This is a genomic window from Nocardia sp. NPDC058658, from assembly GCF_042716665.1.
Classification (GTDB): domain Bacteria; phylum Actinomycetota; class Actinomycetes; order Mycobacteriales; family Mycobacteriaceae; genus Nocardia.
Genome location: NZ_JBHXRR010000014.1, coordinates 2826 through 25149 on the forward strand (window position 1 = coordinate 2826; position 22324 = coordinate 25149).

Genomic DNA, 22324 nt, shown 5'->3' on the forward strand with positions numbered 1-22324 from the left:
GTGGCGCGGCGGTTGCGTTGCGGCTTGGGAGCAAGCAACGGCGGCTAACCGGCGGCCCCTTGGGGCCGCGACTCGAGCGCGCCAGCGCTCCAATAAACACAGCGTATACAGCCTGGGACTACCAACACCCGAGGCTCTGCCAGTCAAAGGGCCCATCAACGATGGCGCCGGACACCCGGACCCTGCTCAACAACAATCCTGTAGCCTCCCGGTGTCTTACTTGCTGCCTAACACCGAGGACTGACCCAGGTGGACTCCACCGAGCTTCGCATTGCCGCCGTGGTCCCCTGCCACAATGAAGAGGCCGCCGTCGCCAAGGTCGTCGCCGACCTCAAGGCCGCCGTGCCGGGGATCGTCGTCTACGTCTACGACAACCTGAGCACCGACCGCACCGCCGAACGCGCCCGCGAGGCCGGGGCGATCGTGCGCTACGAGAACACCAAGGGCAAGGGCAATGTCGTGCGCCGCGCCTTCGCCGATATCGACGCCGACGTGTACCTGATGATCGACGGCGACGACACCTACGAGGCGTCGGCCGCACCGCTGATGATCAAGACCCTGCTCGAGGGCCCCTACGACCACATCCTCGGCGTGCGCAAGCAGGACGACTCCGATTCCAGCGCCTACCGCAGCGGCCACGAGACCGGCAACAAGGTGCTCAACGGCGTGGTCGGCAAGGTGTTCGGCGAGAACGTCGAAGACATGCTGAGCGGGTTCCGGGTGTTCTCGCGCCGGTTCGTGAAGAGCTTCCCGGCCGTGTCGCGCGAGTTCGAGATCGAGACCGAGCTGACCGTGCACTCGCTGCACCTGCGCGTGCCGCAGACCTCGGTGTCGGTCGGCTTCCGCGACCGTCCCGCAGGCAGCGAATCCAAGCTGCGCACCTACCGCGACGGCACCAAGATTCTCGCGCTGATCCTCGGCTTGGCCCGCCACGAACGCCCCGTCGCGTTCTACGGCCTGTTCGGCACCGTGGCCTGGCTGGTCTCGGTGATCCTCACCGTGCCGATCGTGATCGAGTTCTACAACACCCACGAGGTGGCGCGGTTCCCGACGCTGTTCCTCGCCTTCACGCTGCTGCTGCTCGGCAGCCTCGCGTGGACCGCCGGGTTGATCCTGGACGGCATCCGCCGCTCGCGGCACGAGACCGCGCGGCTTGTCTACCTGCGTTATTCGGCCGCCGGGGTGAGCGAGGACATCGGGGCCGGAGAGCGTCGGTGACCACCACGACCGAACCCACTGTCGAGATCGCCGAAACCCCCGCACGCAAGGATCGAGCACTGAAACCGGTGCGCGCGGTGACCCAGCGGTTCGGTGCGGCGACGGTCGCGTTCGCGGTGGTCGCCACCGTGTTCGGCGCGCTGTTCGCCGTGCTCACGCCCGCGTTCTGGGGCCACGACGAGATCACCCAGTTCGGTCGCGCCTACCAGGTCGCGCACGGCGGGGTGTTCCCGCAGCGCATCGTCGACGATCGCGGTGTTGCCTACGGCGGGCAGATCCCGGTCAGCGTCGACGAGCTGATGGGCTACGCCTTCAAGGACTACGGCGACAACCCAGAAGAGCCCGGCGCGATGGTGGCCGACCCCGGCGCCTACGACCGGCTCGGCGCCGCCGAGATCTCGGACAAGACCCGGCAGATGTGGTTCACCAACACCGCCGCCTACTCGCCGGTGCCGTATGTGCCTGCGGCCGTTGGCATTCGGTTGGGTGAGGCGCTGGGGCTGAATGTGGGCGGCATGTATTTGCTGACCCGGTTCGCCGGGCTGTTCGCCTATCTGGCGGTTGTCGGATTCGGGCTCTACGCGCTGCGTGAACGGCGTTCGCAGTGGCTGGTTTTCACCGTCGCGGTGTTGCCGATCGCACTGTTCCAGGCGGGCACCGTCACCGCGGATACGCTCACCAACGCGCTCGCCATCATGGTGTCGGCGCTGCTGCTGAAAGCGCTTTTCGTCGGTGATCGATTGCACCGCACCGAAACCGCCGCGCTGCTCGCCGCGACCATCGCGCTGCCGCTGAGTAAACCGACCTATGTGCTGCTGGCGATGCTCGTTGTCGTAGTGCCCGCCGACCGGCTCGGTTTCACCGGAAAACTGAAATTCCTCCCGTGGGCATTCGCGGTGACCGGCGGTGTGCTTTTCCTCGCCTGGACCAAGATCGCCGCACCCACCGGCGACGGCATGGGCCTGATGCGGCCGCCGCACCAGTGGGGTCAGGTTCGGCCCGGCGATCAGCTGAAGGGAATCATCGGCGACCCTGTGCAATTCGTGCACGTGTTCGGCGAGAGTATCGCGCTGCGCGACCATCGCTGGTTCAACCAGTTCTTCGGTGAACTCGGTTTCGCGTATGTGGATGTGCCCGCGCTGTCGATGCTGGCGTGCCTGCTCGCGTTCGCGGTGAGTTTCGGGATCGTCGACCGGATGAGTACTGCCACAGCCACTTTCCGGCGCACGCTGATCGTGGCGCTGGTTGTTCTCGCGAGTGTGGCGATGATCTATGTGACGCTGTACCTGTCGTTCACGCCGGTCGATTACTACATCATCGACGGTGTGCAGGGCCGGTATTTCGTGCCGCTGGCGATCATGGGACTTGCCGTACTCGCTCGGATGGTGCCGCTGCGGCTCACGAATTCCGACGGGGTGATTCCGACCCGAGGGACCGGGATCACCATCGCCTGCGCGTCGACTTTCGCGCTTATCGCAACTGCCGCAACGTATTACACCGTCGTCTGGGGATAATTCCCCAGACGACGGTGGGAATTACAGCGTCTTCTCCCCTGCGGCCGCGTAGGCGCGTTCGGTATCGGCCTTTTTCGGGCGCCACCAGTCCTCGTTGTCGCGGTACCAGGCGACGGTGTCGGCCAGGCCCGCGCGGAAGTCCGCGTAGCGCGGTGACCAGCCGAGTTCGGAGCGCAGCAGGCTCGCGTCGATGGCGTAGCGCTGGTCGTGGCCGGGGCGATCGGTCACGTGATCGAAATCGGTCGGCTCGCGATCGAAAGCTTGCAGAATGAGTTGCACGACAGTGAGATTGTCGAGTTCGCCCTGCGCGCCGATCAGGTAGGTCTGACCGGTTCGGCCGCGCTCGAGAATGTCCCAGACCGCGCGATTGTGGTCGTCGACGTGGATCCAGTCGCGCACCTGATGACCGGCGCCGTACAGGCGTGGGCGCACACCGTCGATCAGATTGGTGATCTGGCGGGGGATGAATTTCTCCACGTGCTGATACGGGCCGTAATTGTTGGAGCAGTTCGACAGGGTCGCGCGGACACCGAAAGACCTGGTCCAGGCGCGAACCAGCATGTCGCTGCCCGCTTTGGTCGCCGAATACGGGCTCGACGGGTTGTAGGCGGTGGATTCGGTGAAAGCGGGCTCGTCGGGGGTGAGATCGCCGTAGACCTCGTCGGTGGAGACGTGGTGGTAGCGCACGTCGTGGCGGCGCACCGCCTGCAGCAGCGAGTAGGTGCCGACGATATTGGTCTGCACGAACGGCCACGGCTCGGCCAGGGAGTTGTCGTTGTGGGATTCGGCCGCGAAATGCACGACCGCGTCGACGCCGCTGACCAGATTGTCGACCAGGTCGAGATCGGCGATATCGCCGTGCACGAATTCGATCCGATCCGCGACCGGATCCAGTGACGCGCGGTTGCCCGCGTAAGTGAGTGCGTCGAGCACGGTCACTTGGACATCCGGGCGCGTGGCCACAGTCTGCTGGACGAAATTGGCACCGATGAACCCGGCCCCGCCGGTTACGAGCACTCGCACTCGGTCAACGATACGTGTATTCCGCGAGCCCTCGCGACGAATGTGGCACCGTAATGCGTTGCGGGAACGTCTCCGAGCTGAGATCGGGCATCTATTTACACCGTGATCTCCATCACACTACTTGCAAGTAGGTTAAGACTCAGAGTTGGTTTTCCTGAGAAAAACCCCGGTCAACGCTCAGGTTTCTATCAGCGCACCAGTGTCGGGGTACCGATGGTGAACATAACTTGAACTAACAGTCACAGCGGGTTCACCTCTGGTTAGCTGCGGAGGCTTTTGATCTACACGTCCCCTCCGCACCGCTCCAACTTTGAGGTTCACCAAAAATGCTGATGAGGAAATTCGCCGCCACGTCGGCGCTGCTGATCGCCGCTATGGGCGTCGCCGCCGGTACCGCGCACGCCGATGAGGCCCCTGCCCCGGTCCAGTACACCGCCACCACCACCGAGACCGAGTCGATCATCACGGTCGAGCAGGGCTCGCTGGCGATCGAAGACGGCGCCCTGAAGATCAAGAACAACGTTGGCACCACCATCGCCGGCACCCCCTTGACCTTCCGCCTCGATGACTTCGAGCTGCCGATCGCCGCCGAGCTCACTGGCAACACCGTCAAGCTCGCCCCCGTGGCCGACGTGACGAAGGCTGTCTACAAGCCCGTCGCCCTTCCGTACGAGGACAAGGCTCCTTGGAAGAACGAGTACGAGCGTGAGCAGGCTGCCTGGAGCCGTCTGACCTCCACCATCTCCATGGGCGCCACCATCGGCACCCTCGTCGGCGGCATCGGCGGCGCGGCTGCCGGCTGCGTCATCGGTGCGGGCATCGGCCTGGTCCTGACCGGCGCTCTGCTGACCCTGTTCGGCGCCGGCCCCATCGCGGGTTGCGTCGCGGGTGCGGCTGCTGTCGGCTTCCTCGGTGTTCTCGCCGGTCAGATCTTCGTGACCGCGCCGTTCGCCATCGGTGCCGCGATTCAGTACTTCAGCACCATCGCGGGCCCGGCGCCCGTTGCCCCGGCCAAGTAATTCGCCGTAGCACAGAGGTCAAGTGCCCCCGCTCGGGAGGAATCCTGACGGGGGCACTGCTCTGTATACATCGGTCATGTACCGGCGGGCCCCGAGTCCGCACTGTTTTCTGATGAGGAGAAACCTGTGAAGAAGTTCCGTCTGGTCGGCGCTGCCGTGGTCATGGCGTCTGGTCTGATGCTGGGCATGTCCGGCACCGCAGCAGCAGCCGAAACCACCCCCACCCCGGCTCCCGCCACCGGCTCCGCCGCCCCGAACACCGGCTCCGCGCTCGCGAAGCTGCTCGAGGGCAGCTTCTTCGGTATCGGCGCGGTCGCCGAGACCCCGGCTCCGGTCCCCGCCACCGGCTCGGGCGCCCCGAACACCGGCTCGGCCGTCGACAAGATCCTGAACCCGCCGAAGCCGGCCACTGTCGCGGAGACCCCGGTCCCGGCCCCCGCCACCGGCTCCAGCGCCCCGAACACCGGCTCGGCCGTCGACAAGATCCTGAACCCGCCGAAGCCGGCCACTGTCGCGGAGACCCCGCTGACCGGCTCGGGCGCCCCGAACACCGGTTCCGCGCTCGCGAAGTAATTTCTCCGTAGCTCGAAGGACAGCGGCCCCCGCTCAGAGAGATCTGAGCGGGGGCCGCTTCTGCGTTCTCGGACCAAGGGCCAGGGGCCTACGACATCGCAGGCCCCCCGACCCGAGTCGGCTCGTCCGGCCGATCGCGATCAGGACCGTTCGAGCCGCTTCAGTCGGCCTAAATGACACCGGCGCGAAGCGTTCCTCAGCCGCGCACGGCCGGAGCGAATGCGGAGGTACGCCTTAGGCCGTGCGGGCCCGCTGGGCCGGTTCCACGGCGCTACGGACGAACTTCGCTACCCGGCCCAGGGCCGAGCGGCTCTCAGGCATGCCAGGCACGATGCTCATGAAGGCGTGGACCTGTCCGCGCCACAGTTCCAGGGTGTTGGGGACGCCCGCTGCGGTGAGGCGGTGGACCATCAGTTCGCTGTCGTAGCGCAGTAGTTCGTCTTCGGCGGCGATGAGCAGGACCGGGGGCATGCCGGTCAGGTCGGCGTTCACCGGTGACAGGGCGGGATCGAGGGGGCCTTCGTGCTCGGCACCGAGGTGGACGACTGCCTCGAGCCCCTTCAGCGGGATGTAGGCGTCCCGGTTGACGTTGACGTACCCCGCCTTGGCCCGGTAGTCCAGGTCGAGCAGCGGGCTCAGCCCAACGAGGCCGGCGGGCAGTGGCAGGCCGAGTTCGCGGGCGCGGATCGCGGTGGCGAAGGTGAGGAAGCCGCCTGCCGAGTCGCCGGCGATCACGATGCGGGCGGGGTCGGCGCCGTGGCGCAGCAGCCAGCGGTAGGCGAGGACGCAGTCGTCGATGGAGGCGTCGATCGAACCGGGGAGCTGCCGGTATTCGACATTGAGGACGGGTAGTCCGGTGCGCCGGGCGATGCCTGCCGCGATCGGGCGGTGGGTGCGCAGACCGCAGACCGCGAAACCGCCGCCGTGCAGGTAGAGCACCGCGCCGTGGCGAAGGGCGCGCGAGCCGCCCGCGGGGCGCAGCATTTCCATCAGGAACCCGTCGAGCTTGATCTGCTCGCGTTCCACACCCTGCGGTTCGGGGTGCAGCCGGGCCAGCAGGTCCACCGCGACGGCGCCGATCGGAATGGTGGCCCGGTTGATGGGCACGGTGCGCAGCAGCGGCCCGACCAGTCCGAGGCAGGCGCCCATGAGCACGCGTGAGGCGGTGCTGGTCCGGCCGGAGTTGACGATGATGCCCGGCTCCGGCCTGGCGGTGGCGATCGCAGCCACGGGCGCGAGCCCGCCCATCACTCCGGTGATCTTCGTGGCAACCATCGCGCACCTACCTTTACCGCTGGCGCGTCGACCCCTGACCAGGCGAGAACCCCCGGAGCGGATGTCGGCGCTGACATCTAACACAGTGATGTTTCACACATCGGGGCTCACACAATCAGATGAGCACCGCGTCTGTCTCAGTTATCGCCCGACACGCCCGGTCACCAAACCTTCGTGATCAATTCGCCGACGTGTCGGAACCTCCCCGACTCCGGGGAGCAGGGAACTGGCAGACTTGCCACCTATGCGCGGAATCATCTTGGCGGGCGGCACCGGTTCACGGTTGCACCCGATCACGCGCGGGGTGAGCAAGCAGCTCGTCCCGGTCTACGACAAACCCATGGTCTACTACCCGCTGTCCACCCTCATGCTGGCAGGGATCGACGACATTCTGGTGATCACCACGCCGGAGGACGCCGACGCGTTTTCGCGCCTGCTCGGCGACGGCAGCCAGTTCGGCATCTCCATCAGCTATGTGGTGCAGGCCAACCCAGACGGTCTGGCCTGCGCGTTCGTCCTCGGCGCCGACCACATCGGCACCGAACCGGTGGCATTGGTGCTCGGCGACAACATCTTCCACGGCCCCGGCCTCGGCACCAGCCTGGAACGCTTCCACGACATCGACGGCGGCGCGGTGTTCGCCTACTGGGTGAAGGACCCGACCGCCTACGGCGTGGTCGAGTTCGACAAGCAGGGTCGCGCGATCTCCATCGAGGAGAAGCCGAAGGTCCCGCGCAGCAACCACGCCATCCCTGGCCTCTATTTCTACGACAACGACGTGGTGGAGATCGCCCGCGAGCTGAAGCCGTCGGCGCGCGGGGAGTACGAGATCACCGACATCAACCGCGCCTACCTCGACCAGGGCAGGCTCAGCGTCGACGTGCTGGCGCGCGGCACCGCCTGGCTCGACACCGGCACCTTCGACTCGCTGCTCGACGCCGCCAACTACGTGCGCACGATCGAGGAACGACAGGGACTCAAGATCGGCGTGCCGGAGGAAGTGGCGTGGCGACGCGGCCTGATCTCCGACGACCAGCTGTGCGAACTGGCCGAACCGATGGTGCGTTCGGGCTACGGCCGCTACCTGCTCGACCTGATCGACCGCGGAAAAGACTGGTAGCGCATGGAGTTTCGTGAACTGGCGATCCCCGGCGCCTGGGTGGTGACCCCGCGCCTGCTCGGCGACGATCGCGGGATGTTCTGTGAGTCGTTCAAGGCCTCGGAGTTCGAGAAGGCCACCGGGCGCCCGTTCGAACTGCACCAGGTGAACACCTCGGTCTCGGCGGCCGGGGTGCTGCGCGGGATCCACTACACCGAGGATCCGCCCGGTCAGGCCAAGTATGTGACCTGTGTGCGCGGGGCCTTCCTCGATGTGGTGGTCGACCTGCGGCCCGGCTCGCCCACCTACGGGCGCTGGGACAGTGTGCTGCTCGACGACGTGACCCGCCGCTCGGTGTTCCTGTCCGAGGGGCTCGGTCACGCCATCCTCTCGCTGGAGAACCGTTCGACGGTCACCTACCTGTGCTCGCTCGAGTACTCCCCCGAATTCGACCGTGACATGGACGCTTTCGATTCGCGCCTGGCCATCGACTGGCCGACCGAGGGCCGCGACGGTCGTCCGCTCACCTACATTCGCTCGGCGAAAGACGAAGCGGCGCCCAAGTTCTCCGCATAGACGAACGGCACCACCTACGAAAGGTGGTGCCGTTCAGCGTTGGTGACGATCAGGCCGGTTCGAGCACCTTCTCCTCGACGACCGGTCCGTCGACCACCGGCTTGCGGAACCGGGGCAGGAAAACCGTCAGCGCCAGCAGCGCACCGACGATGGTGACGCCCGCCGCGAACTCCAGACCCGGCCGGTAGGTATCGAGCATCTGCTGCGGGGTGGCACTCGTGCCGTGCCCGCCGGAGGTGACGATGGCGGTGGTCACCGCGAGCACGATGGCCGCGCCGACCTGCATGGACGTCTGCAGCACGCCGGCCGCCAGACCCTGTTCGTCGTCGTCGATACCGCTGGTGGCCTGCACATTGATGGCCGGGAACCCGACCCAGCCGATGCCGATCAGCAGGATGGCGGGCAGCAGCATGGTCCAGTAGTCCGGCGCGGTGTCGAGACGCAGGAACAGCAGGTAGCCGATCGCCATCACGCTCATGGTGACCGCGATGACCGGTCCGGTGCCGAATCGGTCGATCAGCTTCTCGGAGAAGAAGGCCGACGCGACGACCAGGATGCCGACCGGCAGCAGCGCCATCGCCAGCTTCAGCGCCGACCATTCCAGGGTGTCCTGCATGTAGAGCGTCACGATGAACTGCCAGGAGAAGTACGAACCGGCGACCGCGACGATGGCGAGGCTGGCCCGCAGCAGCGAGGCCTTGCGCAGGATGCCGAGGCGGATCAGCGGGTGCTTCACACGCTTCTCGGTGACCACGAACGCGGCGAACAGGGCGATCACGGCGAGGAACGATCCGATGGTGCGGCCTGAGGCCCAACCGACTTCCGGCGCGGTGACCACGGTGTAGACCAGCAACAACATGCCCGCGGTGGACAGCAGCGCCCCGAGTAGATCGTGTCCGCCCTCTTCGGCCTTACCGTCGCGCGGGATCAGCGCGAAGGCGGCGATCAGGGCGGCGATGGCGATCGGGACGGGCAGCAGGAAGGTCCAGCGCCAGCCGACGCCGGTCATCAGGCCGCCGAACAGCAGGCCCATGGAGTAGCCGCCCGCACCGAAGACGGTGTAGATCGACAGCGCCTTGTTGCGCGCTTTTCCTTCGGCGAAGGTGGTGGTGATGATCGACAGACCGGTCGGCGCGGTGAACGCGGCGGCCAGGCCCTTGATGAAGCGGGTGGCGATCAGCAGGGCTGGGTCGCTGACCAGGCCGCCGATGAGCGAGGCGACGGCGAACACGGCCAGCGCGATGAGGAAGACCTTGCGCCGGCCCAGCAGGTCGGCGGTGCGTCCACCCAGCAGCAGCAGGCCGCCGTAGCCGAGGATGTAGCCGCTGACGAGCCACTGCAGGGTGGAGGTGTCGAGGTCGAGTTCGGCGCCGATGGACGGCAGAGCGACACCGATCATCGAGACGTCGAGGCCGTCGAGGAAAAGGACGATGCACAGGGTGATCAGCAAGCCCCAGAGCCGGAGGGGCCATCTGGTGGGATCGGTCGCCTGATCTGCGGCCGAGAGCGAGGCTGTCGAAGTCATGCGAGGGACATTACATGCACACGCATTAATTGCCAACACATAAAATGCCGTTGCATGAAGATGCTTCGACCTCTAAGATGGGGCCCATGAATCCGGCCGAAACCACAGCTCGGCGCAACGAAGCGCCCCCCGAGCTGGTCGGTCAATGGCGCGAACTGCTCGGCAGGCATGCCGCCGTGAGTTGCGCGCTGGAGAAGGCGCTCCAAAGAGACCACGAGATCGGCCTCAGCGAATTCGAAACGCTGGACCGTCTGGTCGACGCGGCCTGTCAGAAGTACCGCATGACGGAACTGGCACACGACATCTACCTGAGCCAGAGCGCGCTGTCCCGCGCTGTGGCCAGGTTGGAACGCGACGGCCTCGTCGAACGCAGCATGTGCGATCTCGACCGCCGCGCCATCTTCGTCCAGCTCACCGACAAGGGCAGGGCGGTCTACGACCGGGCCCTGCCCACGCACCGTTCGGTGCTCGCCGGCTCCTGGGACAGCCCTACAGCGTGCCCGTAGCCGCCGCGGCGATATCGGTGAACGCGCGACGGTAGCGATCACAGTCGGCCGTCTTGTCGAGATAGTTGCTGCCCGCGAAGGTTTCCACGTAGACCACCGGCGGCTCCGGTCGATCCACCGAATCGTCGACCCCGAAGTCCAGGATCACGAACCGGCCCGATTCGAGCCCGGCGTGATAGCCGCAATCGCCGGGAACCACCTGGATGCGCACCGTTTCACGCTCGGCCAGCTCCCGTAATCGCGCGAGCTGGCCGGCCCGCACGCGCTCGTCACCGATCGCGCGGGTGAGCACCGGCTCGGCCAGCACCACGTCCAACCGCAACGGGGCATCGGCCCTGGTGACCAGCGCCTGCCTGGCCGCCAGCACCCGCAGCCTGCGCTCCAGCTCCGACTCGGTCAGCTCCGGAATCGTCTGCTCGAGCAGCGCTTTCGCGTAGTCCTCGGTCTGCAACAGCGCCGGGATCAGGCCGTCCTCGTAGAGGCAAAGGCCCGAGGCGGCTTCCTCGAGGCCGATGTAGACCTCGAAGCCCTCGGCGATCACGTCGCCGTAGCTCGTCCACCAACCCCGTGCTTTGGTTTCGCGAGCCAAGGCGGCCAGCGGTTCGACCAGATCGGTCGGCGCGCCGTACACCTTGCACATGGCTTCGACATCGAGGCTGCGCAACGACGTCTGCCCCGTTTCGATCCGCCAGATCTTCGCTTCCGACCACTCCAGTTGCGCCGCAGCGGTTCTCGTTGTCATCCGCGCACGATTGCGCAGGTCACGTAAGTGCCTGCCCAACTGCCTGCGTGGCATGGTCGAACCGGTGACGCCCTGTGGTGAAGCCATACTTCCCCCCTGTATCCGAACTCCGGCTCCGGAAAAGATCTTTCGGAAGCCGCCCTGCGCAGCCGACATATCGCCGGATCTGCGTACGGATTGTTTCACAATGAATCGGACACCGCGCAAGACCTATTTTTTCTTTCTGAACCGCCAGAACTGCACGGCTCGAACGTCTTCGGAGAGCTGGTTCACCGGCTCGGCCACATCAGAGAGCGCCTGGAACAGGTTGTCGGCCAGTTCGCTGATGTGCTCGACCCGCCCCGCCAACCGCGCTGCGTTGTCGGCGAATTCGAGCATCAACCGCACCGAAGCGGCGATGGTCAACCCCAGCGGAACCGCAACAAATACCGCCAACACCCCCAGAACGACGGAGGTTTTCCACATCAGCACCACGAATGCGACCGGCAGGCCGATGCCGAAGGACACAACGCCCAATACGTAGGCCAGTGGCAACAATGTCCTGGTCGCGGGCCTGCGGAACTGCACATCGAGCAGCGAACGGCCCGCTTCGGCCGCCCACTCCTTGGCCGAACCCGTGCTCCGGAACGGCTCCTCGAACCCCGAATCACGCGCGAGCTGCGCTTGGTAGGCGTCTTCGTTATCGCTTGCCGCCCGTGAACCCGTACGCTTCGCGTCGGTCTCTTTCCAAGAGAGCCACCGTGATTCGGCTTCGAACTCCTCGGCGTCGGCTTCGGGCGGCTCGGGCGTACCCGGCACTTCGGTCATGAGCCGAATCCTGCCCCGTTTCCGGCCCCACGCCAACCCGGAAGCGGTCGAACCTGCGATAGCGAAGGTTGCACGATTGAGACGAACCATACATTCTCGAATATTTTTTCGTAACGGCGTAACGAGTCGCCCGCCTCCCGCCGATACGCCCATGAACGCAGCAACGACAGCTCTTCGGAGCCAACGACAGCTCTTCGGGGAATGGAGAACACAGTGCGCACGACGTTTCCGACCACCACTACGGCCGCCGACAAAGGTGCCGCCGCGCAGGAGTACGCCGCGCGTGGATGGACGGTCGCCGAAACCATCAACGGCCTCTGCTTGATCACCGACGACGAGGTCTCGGCCATCGAGATCACCGGTGAGATCGCGGGCGAGGTCCGTCGCTTCCTGCGCGCCAACAACCTGTCCGGCCCCGTGATCGAGATCCCGGGCGCCGAGCGTCGCGAGATCCACCTGGTCACCGGCGTCCGCAAGGCCGCCATGGCGATCGAGGCCATGCGTGAAGCGGGCGTCATCGTGCACACCGACGGTGCCAGCATCCCGCTGCCGCCGACCCAGCTCGCCGCGGGCAGCGCCTCCTGGGGCGTCGCTCCCACCGAGGCTCGCTGGATCCCGCCGGTCGTCGCCCTCGGTGCGGCCGTTCGCTCGGCCATCGCCCGGTCCCGCAAGCAGAGCGGTGCGCGCAAGCTGACCGTGGCCTGCTGAGCCTGAAACTCACCGAACCCGCGATCCGACGCCTCCCCGACGTCGCCGATCGCGGGTTTTCGGCGTTTCCGGACATCGGCCGACCGACCTGCGCTAAGCATGGAGGATGGCTCCACGCTCGCTGCTCCGAACCTGTCCGCTGTGCGAGGCCGTCTGCGGGCTCACCGTCACCCTGGATGACGACGACCGGGTGTTGTCGGTGCGCGGCGACCGCGACGACCCGTTCAGCAAGGGATTTATCTGCCCGAAGGGCGCGAGCTTCGGCAAGCTCGACGACGATCCCGATCTGGTCCGCACCCCGCTGATCCGCGAGGGCGAGGGTTTCCGGGAAGCGAGCTGGGACGAGGCGTTCGATCTGATCGCGGCCGCGTTCGCCGAGATCCCCAAGGGCGCGTCCGCGGTCTACCTGGGCAATCCCAACGCACACACCGTCGCGGGCGCGCTCTATCTGCCCGTCCTGATCCGTGCGCTCAGCACCCGCCACCTCTACACCGCGAGCTCCGCCGATCAGATGCCCAAGCAGGTCGCGGCCGGACTCATGTTCGGCGACCCGCTGACCGTGCCGGTCCCCGACCTCGACCGCACCGACTACCTGCTGATGCTCGGTGCCAATCCGCTCGAATCCAACGGGTCGCTGTGCACCGCGCCGGACTTTCCCGGCCGCTTGAAGGCGCTGCGGGCTCGCGGCGGCAAGCTGGTGGTGGTCGATCCGCGCGAGACCAGAACCGCCGCGCTCGCCGACCAGCACCTGTTCATCCGGCCAGGTTCGGATGCGTATCTGCTGTTCGGGGTCGTGCACACGCTGTTCGACGAGGGTCTGACCGACGTGCGCGTCGACGTCGCCGGGCTCGACGAACTGCGCGCCGTCGCCATCGACTTCCCGCCCGAGGCGGTGGCCGAACGCACCGGGATCCCCGCCGACACCATCCGCACCCTCGCCCGCGAACTCGCCGCGGCGCCCACCGCCGCCGTCTACGCGCGGATCGGCACCTGCACCACCGAGTTCGGCACGCTCACCCAGTGGCTCGTCGACGCCGTGAACGCCCTCACCGGCAACCTCGACTCCCCCGGCGGCGCCATGTTCGCCGACGCGGCGGCGGGCGGGGTGGCGCGCAGCAGGCCGTTCCGGCTCGGCCGCTGGACCAGCCGGGTCCGCGAACTGCCCGAGGCGATGGGTGAGCTGCCCGTCGCCACCCTCGCCGACGAGATCGAAACCCCCGGCGAGGGCCAGATCAAGGCGCTGGTGACGGTGGCGGGCAATCCCGTGCTCTCCGCGCCGAGCGGTGCGCGGCTGGACGGGAGCCTGGCCGGGCTGGAGTTCATGGTCAGCGTGGATCGGTACGTCAACGAGACCACCCGGCACGCGAACGTGATCCTGCCGCCGCCGCGCTCGGTGCAGTCACCGCACTACGATTTCGCGCTGCTGCAGTTCGCGGTGCGCAATTACGCGCGCTATTCGCCGCCGCTGGTCCCGCTGGGCGAGCGGCCCTCGGAGGCGGCCGTGGTGGCCCGGCTGGCGGCCGCGGTGAGCGGTCAGCCGCATGCCGGGACGGGCGAGGCTAGCCCGATCGCGATGGTCGACGAACTCGTCATCGCGGGCACCCTGCACAAGGCCGGGATGAGCGAGCGTCGCGACGAGCTGACCGGCGCGAACACCACTGAACAGCGCCTGGACCTGATGGTCAAGCTCGGCCCGTACGGTGCGTGGAACGGCGGCGATCTGAGCCTGAAAACCCTGCTGGACAACCCGCACGGCATCGACCTCGGGCCGCTGCGGCCGCGCCTGCCCGGTGCCCTGCGCACCGCGTCGAAGACGGTCGAACTGGCCCCGCCGCAACTGCTCGCGGATGTGGCACGACTGCGGGGCGGGCTGGCTGATATCGCACCCGCGATGGTGCTGATCGGACGGCGTCAGCTGCGCTCCAACAACAGCTGGATGCACAACATCGCGGGACTTGTCGGCGGTTCCAACCGCTGCACGCTGCAGGTTCACCCCGAGGACGCGACCCGCCTCGGCCTCGGCGAACAGGCCGAGATCACCTCGGCGGCAGGCTCGTTGACGGTGCCCGTCGAGCTGACGCCGACGATCATGCCCGGGGTGGTGAGCCTGCCGCACGGCTGGGGCCACGGCGCGAGCACCACCCAGTCGGTCGCGCTGGCGCACGCCGGGGTGAATGCCAATGTGCTGACCGATGATTCGGTGGTCGACGCGGTCTCGGGCACGGCGGTGTTCAACGGGGTGCCGGTGACGGTAGGTCCAGCCTGATCGGTCCTGGTGCGGAAACCGTTGCGCAAACTCGGCTTTCATCCCATTCGCAACAATGGACACGCCCCACGGTCCATGAGAGTCCCCTAGACTGAATGAGATTGCGGTCACAGCGGGGGTTTCATCTCGAAACCCGCATCAACCGGTACGGCTAGCAGAGGGGACCTGATGCCCGAAAAGTTCGTCGGTAGCGACGGAGAACACGAGCTCCAGGAAACATTGGGTACCACCGAGCGGGCCGAGCGGTTCTACGACGACCAGGTGCTCGACTATCTGAACCCCACGATGATCGACTTCGTCGCCCGGATGGACATGGCCTTCATCGCCACCTCCGATTCGCACGGCGAATGTGACGCCAGCTTCCGCGCGGGCACCCCCGGATTCCTGCACGTGATCGACGATCGCACGATTGCGTACCCCGAATATCGAGGTAACGGCGTGATGGCCAGCCTGGGCAATGTGCTCGAGAACCCGCACGTCGGGATCCTGATGATCGACTTCGTCCGCGACCTCATCGGCCTGCACGTCAACGGGAAGGCCCGCATGGTCACCGATACCGAGTTGCGCGGCACCGTCGGCGATCTGCCACCCGCCGAGCGTGGCAAGAACGCGCAGGTGTGGGTGGTCGTCGACGTCGAAGAGGCCTATATCCACTGCCGCAAGCACATTCCGCAGATGGTTCCGGTGGCCCGTGACCAGCGCGAATGGGGCACCGACAATGTTCGGGCCAAAGGTGGCGACTACTTCGGCGTCAAGGCGGGCAAACGGACCCCGGCCGTCGCCGAGGCCAGCTGACCTACTTGATCTTGAAGATCACCACTCGCTGCACCACGAAGTTGATGACGGTTGCGGTGCCCTGGGCGACCACGAACGCCAGCGGTTGACGCCACCACTCGTCGGCCAATGCGAAGAACAGCGCCGCGTAGATCCCCACCTGCACGGCGAACGTCACCGCGTACAGCGCGACCACCGCGATGAACCGCGACCTGCTCGGCTCGGCCTTGAACGTCCACCGCCGGTTGATCAGGTACGCGGTGGTCGTGCCCGCGACGAAACTGATCACCTTCGCGAGGATCTCGGGCACGCCGAGCACATTCGACAGCAGTGTGAGCAGACCGAAGTCGACGATCGCCGAGAAACCACCGGTCAGCGTGAACCGCACAATCTGCGTCTTGAGGTCGACATCGGTTCCGCCGGGCTCGTCGACCAGGGGAATTTCGGCGGGCAGCGGCAGATGCGGTTGGGCTTGCACGTGAGGAAGACTACGAGACCGGCCGGGTGTCACGCTATGCATGTAGCCTCTTAGCCGATGTCTGAGAACATTTCGACCACCAACGATGACGCGTTCGCGCTACCGACGCGCACCCGCAAGCTCACCGGTTGGGGTCGCACCGCACCCACCTCCGCCGAAGTGCTCTCGACCAGCGATCCCGAGTTGATCGCCAAGGCCGTGAGCATGGTCGCGCAGGACAACGACTCGAAGCCGGCGCATCTGCGACGCGGCGTGATCGCGCGTGGCCTCGGCCGCTCGTACGGCGATCACGCCCAGAACGCGGGCGGCCTCGTCATCGACATGCCCGCGCTCAACCGCATCCACCGCATCGACCGCGATTCCCGCATGGTCGAGGTGGACGGCGGCGTGAGCCTTGACCAGCTGATGAAGGCCGCGCTGCCGTTCGGCCTGTGGGTTCCCGTGCTGCCCGGCACGCGCCAGGTGACCATCGGCGGCGCCATCGCCTCCGATATCCACGGCAAGAACCATCACAGCGAAGGCAGCTTCGGCAACCACGTTCGCTCGATCGACCTGCTCACCGCCGACGGTTCGGTGCGCACGATCTCGCCGAGCGAGGACGCCGAGCTGTTCTGGGCGACGGTCGGCGGCAACGGCCTGACCGGCATCATCCTGCGCGCGACCATCGAGATGGCGCCGACGGAGACCGCCTACTTCCTCAACGACGGCATCAAGACCTCCACGCTGGACGAGACCATCGCGGTCCACAGCGACGGCAGCGAGGCGAACTACACCTACTCGAGCGCGTGGTTCGACGTGATGAACCCGCTGCCGAAGCTGGGTCGCTCCTGCCTGACGCGCGGCCGTCTCGCCACCGTCGACGAGCTGCCCAAGAAGCTGCAGAAGAACCCGCTGAAGTTCGACGCGCCACAGCTGCTGACCGTGCCGAACATCTTCCCCAGCTGGTCGGCCAACCGGCTCTCCCTCGGCGCGGTCGGCGAGGCGTACTACGCCATGGGCGGCACCTACACCGGCAAGGTCCAGAACCTGACGCAGTTCTACCACCCGCTCGACATGATCTCGGACTGGAACCGCGCCTACGGGCCCGCCGGTTTCCTGCAGTACCAGTTCGTGGTGCCGACCGAGGCCGTCGAAGAGTTCAAGCGGATCATCATCGACATCCAGGCGTCGGGGCACATCTCGGCGCTGAACGTGTTCAAGCTGTTCGGTGAGGGCAACGCGGCACCGCTGAGCTTCCCGATGCCCGGCTGGAACATCTGCGTCGACTTCCCGATCCGCCGCGGCCTCAACGAGCTGGTCACCGACCTCGACCGGCGCGTGATGGAGTTCGGCGGCAGGCTCTACACCGCGAAGGACTCGCGCACCTCCGCCGAGAACTTTCACAAGATGTACCCGCGGATCGACGAGTGGATCAAGGTCCGCCGCAGCGTCGACCCGAATGGCGTTTTCATGTCCGATATGGCCAGGAGGCTGGAGCTCCAGTGATCAACGCAGTTGGCAACCCGCAGACCATCCTGCTCTTCGGTGGCACCTCCGAGATCGGTCTCGCGATCGTCGCCGAGTACCTGGCCAAGAGCCCCGCACGGGTGATCCTGGCGAACCTGCCCGGCGATCCGCTGCTCGAGAACGCCGTCACCCAGGTGAAGGCCGCGGGCGCGACCCAGGTCGACGTCATCGACTTCGACGCGCTCGACACCGAATCGCACCCCAAGGTCGTCGACTCGGCGTTCGCCGCCGGTGATGTCGACGTCGCGATCGTGGCGTTCGGTGTGCTCGGCGATGCCGAGGAGCTGTGGCAGAACCAGCGCAAGGCGGTCATGACCGTCGGCATCAACTACACCGCTGGTGTCTCGGTCGGCGTGCTGGTGGGCGAGAAGTTCAAGGCCCAGGGCCATGGCCGGATCATCGTGATGTCCTCGGTGGCCGGCGAGCGCGTGCGCCGCTCCAACTTCGTCTACGGCTCCACCAAGGCGGGCCTGGACGGCTTCTACCTCGGCCTCGGCGAAGCGCTGCGCCCCTTCGGCCCGCGCGTCACCGTCATCCGGCCGATGCAGGTCCGCACCTCGGCGACCAAGGCCCACTGGGAAGCCACCGGCTCCAAGGAAGCCCCCCTCACCGTCGACCCCTCCGACGTCGCTCGGCTCGCCGTCGCCGCATCCGAGAAGGGCACCGAGATCGTCTGGGCGCCGGGCGAGGCCCGCTTCCTGATGTCGGCCCTGCGCCACGTGCCGCGCCCCATCTTCCGCAAGCTGCCCATCTAGGCGCTCCTCCGCTCCGAACCACTGCCGCACCGTTGCTAACGGTGCGGCAGTTTCGTTTACCGGATCAGCTTCAATGGCTGCAACCCGCGAACACTCGAGGAGCCCGCATGTCACTCATTCAGCTGGAGATCAACCAGGACGCCCTCGCGCGCGCCATGCGTCTCGGCGGGCACCGAACCGCATCCGAGGCGGTTGCGGCCGCACTGGAGGAGTACAACAGGATTCACGCCCAAGACGCCGTATCGATGACATGCCACTGCCTGATCTCATCGACCGCTTGACCGAGGCCGAGCAGCGCGACCTGCGACCACTAGTGCTGCGCCTGCTCGGCGCCGCCCCGCAGCACCACTGACCGACCCGCTCCGTGGGCGTTCGGCCCGATGCCTGCTCCACTAGGCTGGCCCGGACCGTGGAGCAGAGTGAGCCGGAGGATTGCGCGCCGATGACGACCAATGACGAGGTGCGGGCGGGGCGCAGGATCTGGACCGGGGTCGGCGAGGGGGTCGCGGCGGCCGGGGTGGCGCTGATTGTGGCCGCGGTGGGGCTGTTCGCGTTTTCGGCGGTGCAGTGGCCCGCGTTCAACTCCTCCAATGTGACTCGTGCGCTGACCACGGTGGGGCAGGTTGTCGCTGTCGCGCTGCTGGTGGTGTCGGTGCTGTTGATCCGGCTGCGGAAGTGGCCTGTGGTCACGAAACTGCTTTCCTGGATCGGCATTTCGAGCTTTGTCACCGTCACCCTCGGGATGCCCCTGGCGGCGACGAAGCTGTATCTGTTCGGTGTTTCGGTGGATCAGGAATTCCGGACCGAGTACCTGACGCGGCTCACCGACAGTGCCGCGCTGCGCGACATGACCTATGTGGATCTGCCGCCGTTCTACCCGGCCGGGTGGTTCTGGATCGGCGGGCGCGTGGGCAATGTGCTCGGCATGGACGGCTGGGAAGTGTTCAAGCCGTACGCGATCGGGCTGCTCGCCATCGCCGCGACTGTCGCGCTGGTGTTGTGGATGCAGCTGGTTCGCGCGGATATGGCGGTGGGCGCGGCTGCCGCTGTCACAGCGATGACGGTGGCTTACGCCTCGCCGGAGGCTTATGGCGCGGTGCTCGTGGTGTTCATTCCGCCGGTGCTGGTGTTGGCGTGGGGTGCGTTGCATCGGCGGTCCGGCGGGTGGGGTGCGGTGCTCGGGACCGGGGTGTTCCTCGGGGTCGCGGCCTGTTTTTACACGCTCTACCTGGCGATCGCGGCGTTCACGGTGGTGGTCATGGCGGTCGTGGCGGCCGGTCTCGCTGTGCACGCGCAGCGGTTGGCGGGGCGTCACGGGGTCGGAGCCAGGGCGAACGTCGAGCCACTGGCTCAACCATCTACTGATGCCGGCTCGAGCAGTACGACCGGACAGGCGGTCGGCGATGCCGCGACGACGGCCGGCAACACCCGCGAGGCTGCCGGTTCGGTGTCCATAGCCGCGAATCAGGCTGCGTGGCGGGCAGGCATCCTGCCGCTGACGAAGCTGGTGGCAATCGGTGGTATAGCCGTCGCGCTCTCGCTTGTCGTGTGGACGCCGTTCCTGCTGAAGATGCTGGCAGGCGCGAAGATCCCCTCCGGCAGCGCATTCCACTACCTGCCTGCCTCCGGCGCACAGCTGGCGTTCCCGATGCTCGAGTTCTCGCTGCGCGGCGCCCTGTGCGTGATCGGCGTGCTGTGGCTCGTGGTTCGAGCCGGATCGTCCAGGCGCGCACAGGCATTGGCCCTCGGCGTCGTGTCGATCTACCTGTGGACGCTGCTGTCGATGCTGGCGACCGCAGCGGGTACCACCCTCCTGTCCTTCCGGCTCGAGCCCGTCCTGCTCGCATTACTCGCCGCAGCAGGCGTTTTCGGCTTCGTCGAAGGCGCCACCGCCATCTACCAGGCCCTGAACGAACCCGCCCCGATGCGAACCGCAGCCGCCGCGATCGCCGTCCTCGGCGCCATGGCCTTCGCCCAAACCATCCCCACCGTCCTCACCCACGAAATCGACACCGCCTACACCGACACCGACGGCAACGGCCAACGAGCCGACCAACGCAAACCCTCCGCCGTTTCCCACTACCGCGACATCGACGCCGCCATCCAAACCCAAACCGGCCGCCCCCGAGACGAATCGATCGTCCTCACCGCCGACACCACCTTCCTCGCCTACTACCCCTACTGGGGCTTCCAGGCCCTGACCTCCCACTACGCAAACCCCCTGTCGGACTTCAAATCCCGCGCCGCCACCATCGCCGACTGGAGCAAACTCCCCACCTCCCCCGCCCTCGTCGAAGCCCTCGCGAAGTCCCCCTGGCGAGCCCCCGACGCCTTCCTCTTCCGCACCGACGGCGACAACTACACCCTCCGCCTGGCCGAAGACGTCTACCCCAACGACCCCAACGTCAAGCGCTACACAGTCGCCTTCCCCAAGTCCCTCTTCACCGACCCCACCTTCACCACAACAGAATTCGGCCCCTTCACCCTGATCACGGTCCGCCGCTGATGTATTGGGATCCGATGCCGGTGATCGCCGCCTCCGAAGCTCGCTGAGCGACCCCGGGGTCCGAACCCCGGAATCATGCGTGCAGCAAATCAGGGAGCACCCTTGGCAGTCCCGGAGAAAGACCCGTCTTCTCCGGGCTCGACGCGCCGTACCGTCCCCACCTTGCTGATCCCCTTGTCGAAGGACCCGATTGCCGAATCGGGGTCAGCCTCAGCGAGAGCGACAAGATAGGCATCGGCGAACGACAGCCGATGATGCTCGTATACATCGACAGCCCTGATCAGGACGGCTGGGTCGTCGGTAGAGATGTTGCGCGAGCCGACGATTGCCCGTGTCAGTGCGGCCACCTCGGGCCTCGACACTCGGTAGACGCTCTGCAGCACGTACACCGTTTCTGCCACGATCAGGTCCGGCAGGTAGAACTCTTCTGACCGCGCGAGCATGGCGGTCGCGCGCCTGCCCATCTCCGGCGGATCCTGCGTGAAGTGCCGGACCAGGATATTCGTATCCAGGTAGACCGTCACGAATCCTGACCCTCCCGCCACTGCTGTGTCCAGGCAGCTTCTCGGATTTCCTCCCATGTGCGACCGCGAACCTGCGGCGGAACCGGCACGCTACCGGCGAGGTCGAGCAGGTCGGGTGTTTTGGCGAGCACCACGACGTTGCCCTCGACCCGGAAGTGAACGTTGTCGCCGGTGTGTAACTCCAGCGCTTCGCGTACGGCCTTCGGGACGGTGAGCTGCCCCTTGGATGTCAGACGAGCCAGTGCGTCCATATCAATCTCCTTACCTGGGTACAAAAGTAAGGATAGCGCGCTCAGGCGGTGGTGCGGCCGAGGTAGTGGAGGAGTTCTTCGGTTGGGTTGGTGGTCGATCCTTCGACGATCGAGGCGTAGGCGCCCCACTGGCGGAGGGGTTCGATGATTTCGGCGTCGGCGCCCGAACCCGGCGACGGGTGGATCGTGCGGGCGGCCGTGAGGAGGTGGGCCGACAGTTCATCGGTGAGGGGCGATGGCTGGCCGGTGGCGATGGCGATGTCCCAGGCGTGGACCGCCGCGTCGAGAGCGGCGAGGGTGGCTGCGACCGGGGTGGGGAGGTCGCCGTGTGGGAGAGGGGTTGGGACGGTGGCGGTTTCGGCAGAGACCGTCGCCCAGGCTTCGGCGGTTCGGTCGATGGCTTCGTAGACGAGGGCGATGGCGGTGCCGTCGATTTCACCGGACGGGTCGAAGGGGTTGTAGGTGGGGCCGGGGCCTACGCCGAGGGCGGCGGCGTAGGCGAGCTGGTCGCCTGCGGCGAGCTGGATCACCTGGGTGACGGTCCAGTCCGAGCAGGGTGTCGGCAGGTTCCACTGGTCGTCGGTGATGCCGGCGACGACGTCGCTGAGGGCCTGGTAGGAGGTGGCGACCACGTCGCGCCAGACGGTTTCGAGGGAGTCGTTGCTGTTCATGATGGAGC

23 protein-coding genes are annotated in these 22324 nt (G+C 66.6%); 14 read left to right on the forward strand and 9 right to left on the reverse strand.

Annotation, left to right across the window (positions count from 1 at the left end):
- Nucleotides 1–249 precede the first annotated feature (249 nt).
- Complete coding sequence (locus ACFWUP_RS19885; protein WP_379236302.1) at nucleotides 250–1218, forward strand: glycosyltransferase family 2 protein; 969 nt, start codon at nucleotides 250–252, stop codon at nucleotides 1216–1218.
- On the forward strand, nucleotides 1215–2732 hold the full coding sequence (locus tag ACFWUP_RS19890; RefSeq protein ID WP_379236304.1) for a DUF2142 domain-containing protein: 1518 nt from the start codon (nucleotides 1215–1217) through the stop codon (nucleotides 2730–2732). The genes ACFWUP_RS19885 and ACFWUP_RS19890 overlap by 4 nt, the downstream gene beginning before the upstream one ends.
- Nucleotides 2733–2753: 21 nt before the next feature.
- Here ACFWUP_RS19890 and rfbB read toward each other — a convergent pair whose 3' ends face one another.
- Entirely contained in the window at nucleotides 2754–3755 is a 1002-nt protein-coding gene (gene rfbB / locus ACFWUP_RS19895) for a dTDP-glucose 4,6-dehydratase (RefSeq protein WP_379236306.1), read from the reverse strand.
- A 326-nt stretch (nucleotides 3756–4081) separates the two neighbouring features.
- Here rfbB and ACFWUP_RS19900 point away from each other — a divergent pair, with 326 nt between their 5' ends.
- On the forward strand, nucleotides 4082–4774 hold the full coding sequence (locus tag ACFWUP_RS19900; protein ID WP_379236308.1) for a hypothetical protein: 693 nt from the start codon (nucleotides 4082–4084) through the stop codon (nucleotides 4772–4774).
- Nucleotides 4775–4900: 126 nt separating this feature from the next.
- A complete protein-coding gene (locus ACFWUP_RS19905; RefSeq protein ID WP_379236310.1) occupies nucleotides 4901–5347 on the forward strand; it encodes a hypothetical protein in 447 nt (148 codons plus the stop codon).
- A 234-nt stretch (nucleotides 5348–5581) separates the two neighbouring features.
- On the opposite strand, the gene ACFWUP_RS19910 is transcribed toward ACFWUP_RS19905, so the two are convergent.
- A complete protein-coding gene (locus ACFWUP_RS19910) occupies nucleotides 5582–6622 on the reverse strand; it encodes an alpha/beta hydrolase (protein WP_379236312.1) in 1041 nt (346 codons plus the stop codon).
- A 244-nt stretch (nucleotides 6623–6866) separates the two neighbouring features.
- Here ACFWUP_RS19910 and rfbA point away from each other — a divergent pair, with 244 nt between their 5' ends.
- Entirely contained in the window at nucleotides 6867–7742 is an 876-nt protein-coding gene (gene rfbA / locus ACFWUP_RS19915; RefSeq protein WP_379236314.1) for a glucose-1-phosphate thymidylyltransferase RfbA, read from the forward strand.
- A 3-nt stretch (nucleotides 7743–7745) separates the two neighbouring features.
- On the forward strand, nucleotides 7746–8297 hold the full coding sequence (locus tag ACFWUP_RS19920) for a dTDP-4-dehydrorhamnose 3,5-epimerase family protein (protein WP_379236316.1): 552 nt from the start codon (nucleotides 7746–7748) through the stop codon (nucleotides 8295–8297).
- 49 nt (nucleotides 8298–8346) lie between these two features.
- On the opposite strand, the gene ACFWUP_RS19925 is transcribed toward ACFWUP_RS19920, so the two are convergent.
- Nucleotides 8347–9822, reverse strand: coding sequence for an MFS transporter (locus ACFWUP_RS19925; RefSeq protein WP_379236318.1), 1476 nt, complete (start codon nucleotides 9820–9822; stop codon nucleotides 8347–8349).
- Between the two features lie 86 nt (nucleotides 9823–9908).
- Here ACFWUP_RS19925 and ACFWUP_RS19930 point away from each other — a divergent pair, with 86 nt between their 5' ends.
- Nucleotides 9909–10328 (forward strand): MarR family winged helix-turn-helix transcriptional regulator, encoded by a 420-nt coding sequence (locus ACFWUP_RS19930; RefSeq protein WP_379236320.1) that lies wholly within the window; start codon nucleotides 9909–9911, stop codon nucleotides 10326–10328.
- On the opposite strand, the gene ACFWUP_RS19935 is transcribed toward ACFWUP_RS19930, so the two are convergent.
- Both ACFWUP_RS19935 and ACFWUP_RS19940 read right to left on the reverse strand, forming a co-directional pair.
- Complete coding sequence (locus tag ACFWUP_RS19935) at nucleotides 10312–11157, reverse strand: helix-turn-helix domain-containing protein (RefSeq protein ID WP_379236322.1); 846 nt, start codon at nucleotides 11155–11157, stop codon at nucleotides 10312–10314. The two genes, ACFWUP_RS19930 and ACFWUP_RS19935, sit on opposite strands and share 17 nt — an antisense overlap.
- Before the next feature lie 123 nt (nucleotides 11158–11280).
- Complete coding sequence (locus ACFWUP_RS19940) at nucleotides 11281–12030, reverse strand: DUF4282 domain-containing protein (protein WP_379236323.1); 750 nt, start codon at nucleotides 12028–12030, stop codon at nucleotides 11281–11283.
- Nucleotides 12031–12090: 60 nt separating this feature from the next.
- Between ACFWUP_RS19940 and ACFWUP_RS19945 the strand changes: the two genes are divergently transcribed.
- The 3 genes from ACFWUP_RS19945 (at nucleotide 12091) to ACFWUP_RS19955 (ending at nucleotide 15646) form a co-directional block, all read left to right on the forward strand.
- Entirely contained in the window at nucleotides 12091–12585 is a 495-nt protein-coding gene (locus tag ACFWUP_RS19945; RefSeq protein WP_379236325.1) for a hypothetical protein, read from the forward strand.
- A gap of 106 nt (nucleotides 12586–12691) precedes the next feature.
- A complete protein-coding gene (locus ACFWUP_RS19950; RefSeq protein ID WP_379236327.1) occupies nucleotides 12692–14851 on the forward strand; it encodes a molybdopterin oxidoreductase family protein in 2160 nt (719 codons plus the stop codon).
- 168 nt (nucleotides 14852–15019) lie between these two features.
- Nucleotides 15020–15646 carry a pyridoxamine 5'-phosphate oxidase family protein gene (locus tag ACFWUP_RS19955; protein ID WP_379236329.1) on the forward strand — a complete coding sequence of 209 codons (627 nt, stop codon included), beginning with the start codon at nucleotides 15020–15022 and terminating at the stop codon, nucleotides 15644–15646.
- Between the two features lies 1 nt (nucleotide 15647).
- On the opposite strand, the gene ACFWUP_RS19960 is transcribed toward ACFWUP_RS19955, so the two are convergent.
- Complete coding sequence (locus tag ACFWUP_RS19960; protein ID WP_379236331.1) at nucleotides 15648–16145, reverse strand: GtrA family protein; 498 nt, start codon at nucleotides 16143–16145, stop codon at nucleotides 15648–15650.
- Nucleotides 16146–16160: 15 nt separating this feature from the next.
- Here ACFWUP_RS19960 and ACFWUP_RS19965 point away from each other — a divergent pair, with 15 nt between their 5' ends.
- The 4 genes from ACFWUP_RS19965 (at nucleotide 16161) to ACFWUP_RS19980 (ending at nucleotide 20870) form a co-directional block, all read left to right on the forward strand.
- Complete coding sequence (locus ACFWUP_RS19965; protein ID WP_379236333.1) at nucleotides 16161–17588, forward strand: FAD-binding protein; 1428 nt, start codon at nucleotides 16161–16163, stop codon at nucleotides 17586–17588.
- Nucleotides 17585–18364 carry a decaprenylphospho-beta-D-erythro-pentofuranosid-2-ulose 2-reductase gene (locus ACFWUP_RS19970; RefSeq protein ID WP_379236335.1) on the forward strand — a complete coding sequence of 260 codons (780 nt, stop codon included), beginning with the start codon at nucleotides 17585–17587 and terminating at the stop codon, nucleotides 18362–18364. The genes ACFWUP_RS19965 and ACFWUP_RS19970 overlap by 4 nt, the downstream gene beginning before the upstream one ends.
- Nucleotides 18365–18471: 107 nt before the next feature.
- Nucleotides 18472–18645 (forward strand): type II toxin-antitoxin system VapB family antitoxin, encoded by a 174-nt coding sequence (locus tag ACFWUP_RS19975; RefSeq protein WP_379236337.1) that lies wholly within the window; start codon nucleotides 18472–18474, stop codon nucleotides 18643–18645.
- 161 nt (nucleotides 18646–18806) lie between these two features.
- The gene (locus ACFWUP_RS19980; RefSeq protein ID WP_379236339.1) at nucleotides 18807–20870 is read left to right on the forward strand and encodes an arabinofuranosyltransferase; all 2064 of its coding nucleotides are present in this window, start codon (nucleotides 18807–18809) and stop codon (nucleotides 20868–20870) included.
- A gap of 89 nt (nucleotides 20871–20959) precedes the next feature.
- Here ACFWUP_RS19980 and ACFWUP_RS19985 read toward each other — a convergent pair whose 3' ends face one another.
- From ACFWUP_RS19985 to ACFWUP_RS19995, 3 genes are read right to left on the reverse strand one after another with little or no spacing between them, the layout of a single operon-like run.
- The gene (locus ACFWUP_RS19985; protein ID WP_379236341.1) at nucleotides 20960–21394 is read right to left on the reverse strand and encodes a PIN domain-containing protein; all 435 of its coding nucleotides are present in this window, start codon (nucleotides 21392–21394) and stop codon (nucleotides 20960–20962) included.
- Nucleotides 21391–21645: an AbrB/MazE/SpoVT family DNA-binding domain-containing protein gene (locus ACFWUP_RS19990; protein WP_379236343.1), complete on the reverse strand. Its 255-nt coding sequence runs from the start codon at nucleotides 21643–21645 to the stop codon at nucleotides 21391–21393. Before ACFWUP_RS19990 ends, ACFWUP_RS19985 begins: the two co-directional genes overlap by 4 nt.
- 41 nt (nucleotides 21646–21686) lie before the next feature.
- Nucleotides 21687–22316: a TIGR03086 family metal-binding protein gene (locus ACFWUP_RS19995; protein ID WP_379236345.1), complete on the reverse strand. Its 630-nt coding sequence runs from the start codon at nucleotides 22314–22316 to the stop codon at nucleotides 21687–21689.
- Nucleotides 22317–22324 lie beyond the last annotated feature (8 nt).

What these genes read in the sequence shown, in the direction of transcription:
- ACFWUP_RS19980 (WP_379236339.1), top strand. Translation starts at nt 18,807, where the DNA reads ATGACGACCAATGACGAGGTGCGGGCGGGGCGCAGGATCTGGACCGGG.
- ACFWUP_RS19935 (WP_379236322.1), bottom strand. Translation starts at nt 11,157, where the DNA reads ATGGCTTCACCACAGGGCGTCACCGGTTCGACCATGCCACGCAGGCAG.
- ACFWUP_RS19900 (WP_379236308.1), top strand. Translation starts at nt 4,082, where the DNA reads ATGCTGATGAGGAAATTCGCCGCCACGTCGGCGCTGCTGATCGCCGCT.
- ACFWUP_RS19965 (WP_379236333.1), top strand. Translation starts at nt 16,161, where the DNA reads ATGTCTGAGAACATTTCGACCACCAACGATGACGCGTTCGCGCTACCG.
- ACFWUP_RS19955 (WP_379236329.1), top strand. Translation starts at nt 15,020, where the DNA reads ATGCCCGAAAAGTTCGTCGGTAGCGACGGAGAACACGAGCTCCAGGAA.
- ACFWUP_RS19975 (WP_379236337.1), top strand. Translation starts at nt 18,472, where the DNA reads ATGTCACTCATTCAGCTGGAGATCAACCAGGACGCCCTCGCGCGCGCC.
- ACFWUP_RS19995 (WP_379236345.1), bottom strand. Translation starts at nt 22,316, where the DNA reads ATGAACAGCAACGACTCCCTCGAAACCGTCTGGCGCGACGTGGTCGCC.
- ACFWUP_RS19910 (WP_379236312.1), bottom strand. Translation starts at nt 6,622, where the DNA reads ATGGTTGCCACGAAGATCACCGGAGTGATGGGCGGGCTCGCGCCCGTG.
- ACFWUP_RS19990 (WP_379236343.1), bottom strand. Translation starts at nt 21,645, where the DNA reads ATGGACGCACTGGCTCGTCTGACATCCAAGGGGCAGCTCACCGTCCCG.
- ACFWUP_RS19930 (WP_379236320.1), top strand. Translation starts at nt 9,909, where the DNA reads ATGAATCCGGCCGAAACCACAGCTCGGCGCAACGAAGCGCCCCCCGAG.
- ACFWUP_RS19920 (WP_379236316.1), top strand. Translation starts at nt 7,746, where the DNA reads ATGGAGTTTCGTGAACTGGCGATCCCCGGCGCCTGGGTGGTGACCCCG.
- ACFWUP_RS19960 (WP_379236331.1), bottom strand. Translation starts at nt 16,145, where the DNA reads ATGCATAGCGTGACACCCGGCCGGTCTCGTAGTCTTCCTCACGTGCAA.
- ACFWUP_RS19950 (WP_379236327.1), top strand. Translation starts at nt 12,692, where the DNA reads ATGGCTCCACGCTCGCTGCTCCGAACCTGTCCGCTGTGCGAGGCCGTC.
- ACFWUP_RS19940 (WP_379236323.1), bottom strand. Translation starts at nt 12,030, where the DNA reads ATGGGCGTATCGGCGGGAGGCGGGCGACTCGTTACGCCGTTACGAAAA.
- ACFWUP_RS19925 (WP_379236318.1), bottom strand. Translation starts at nt 9,822, where the DNA reads ATGACTTCGACAGCCTCGCTCTCGGCCGCAGATCAGGCGACCGATCCC.
- rfbA (WP_379236314.1), top strand. Translation starts at nt 6,867, where the DNA reads ATGCGCGGAATCATCTTGGCGGGCGGCACCGGTTCACGGTTGCACCCG.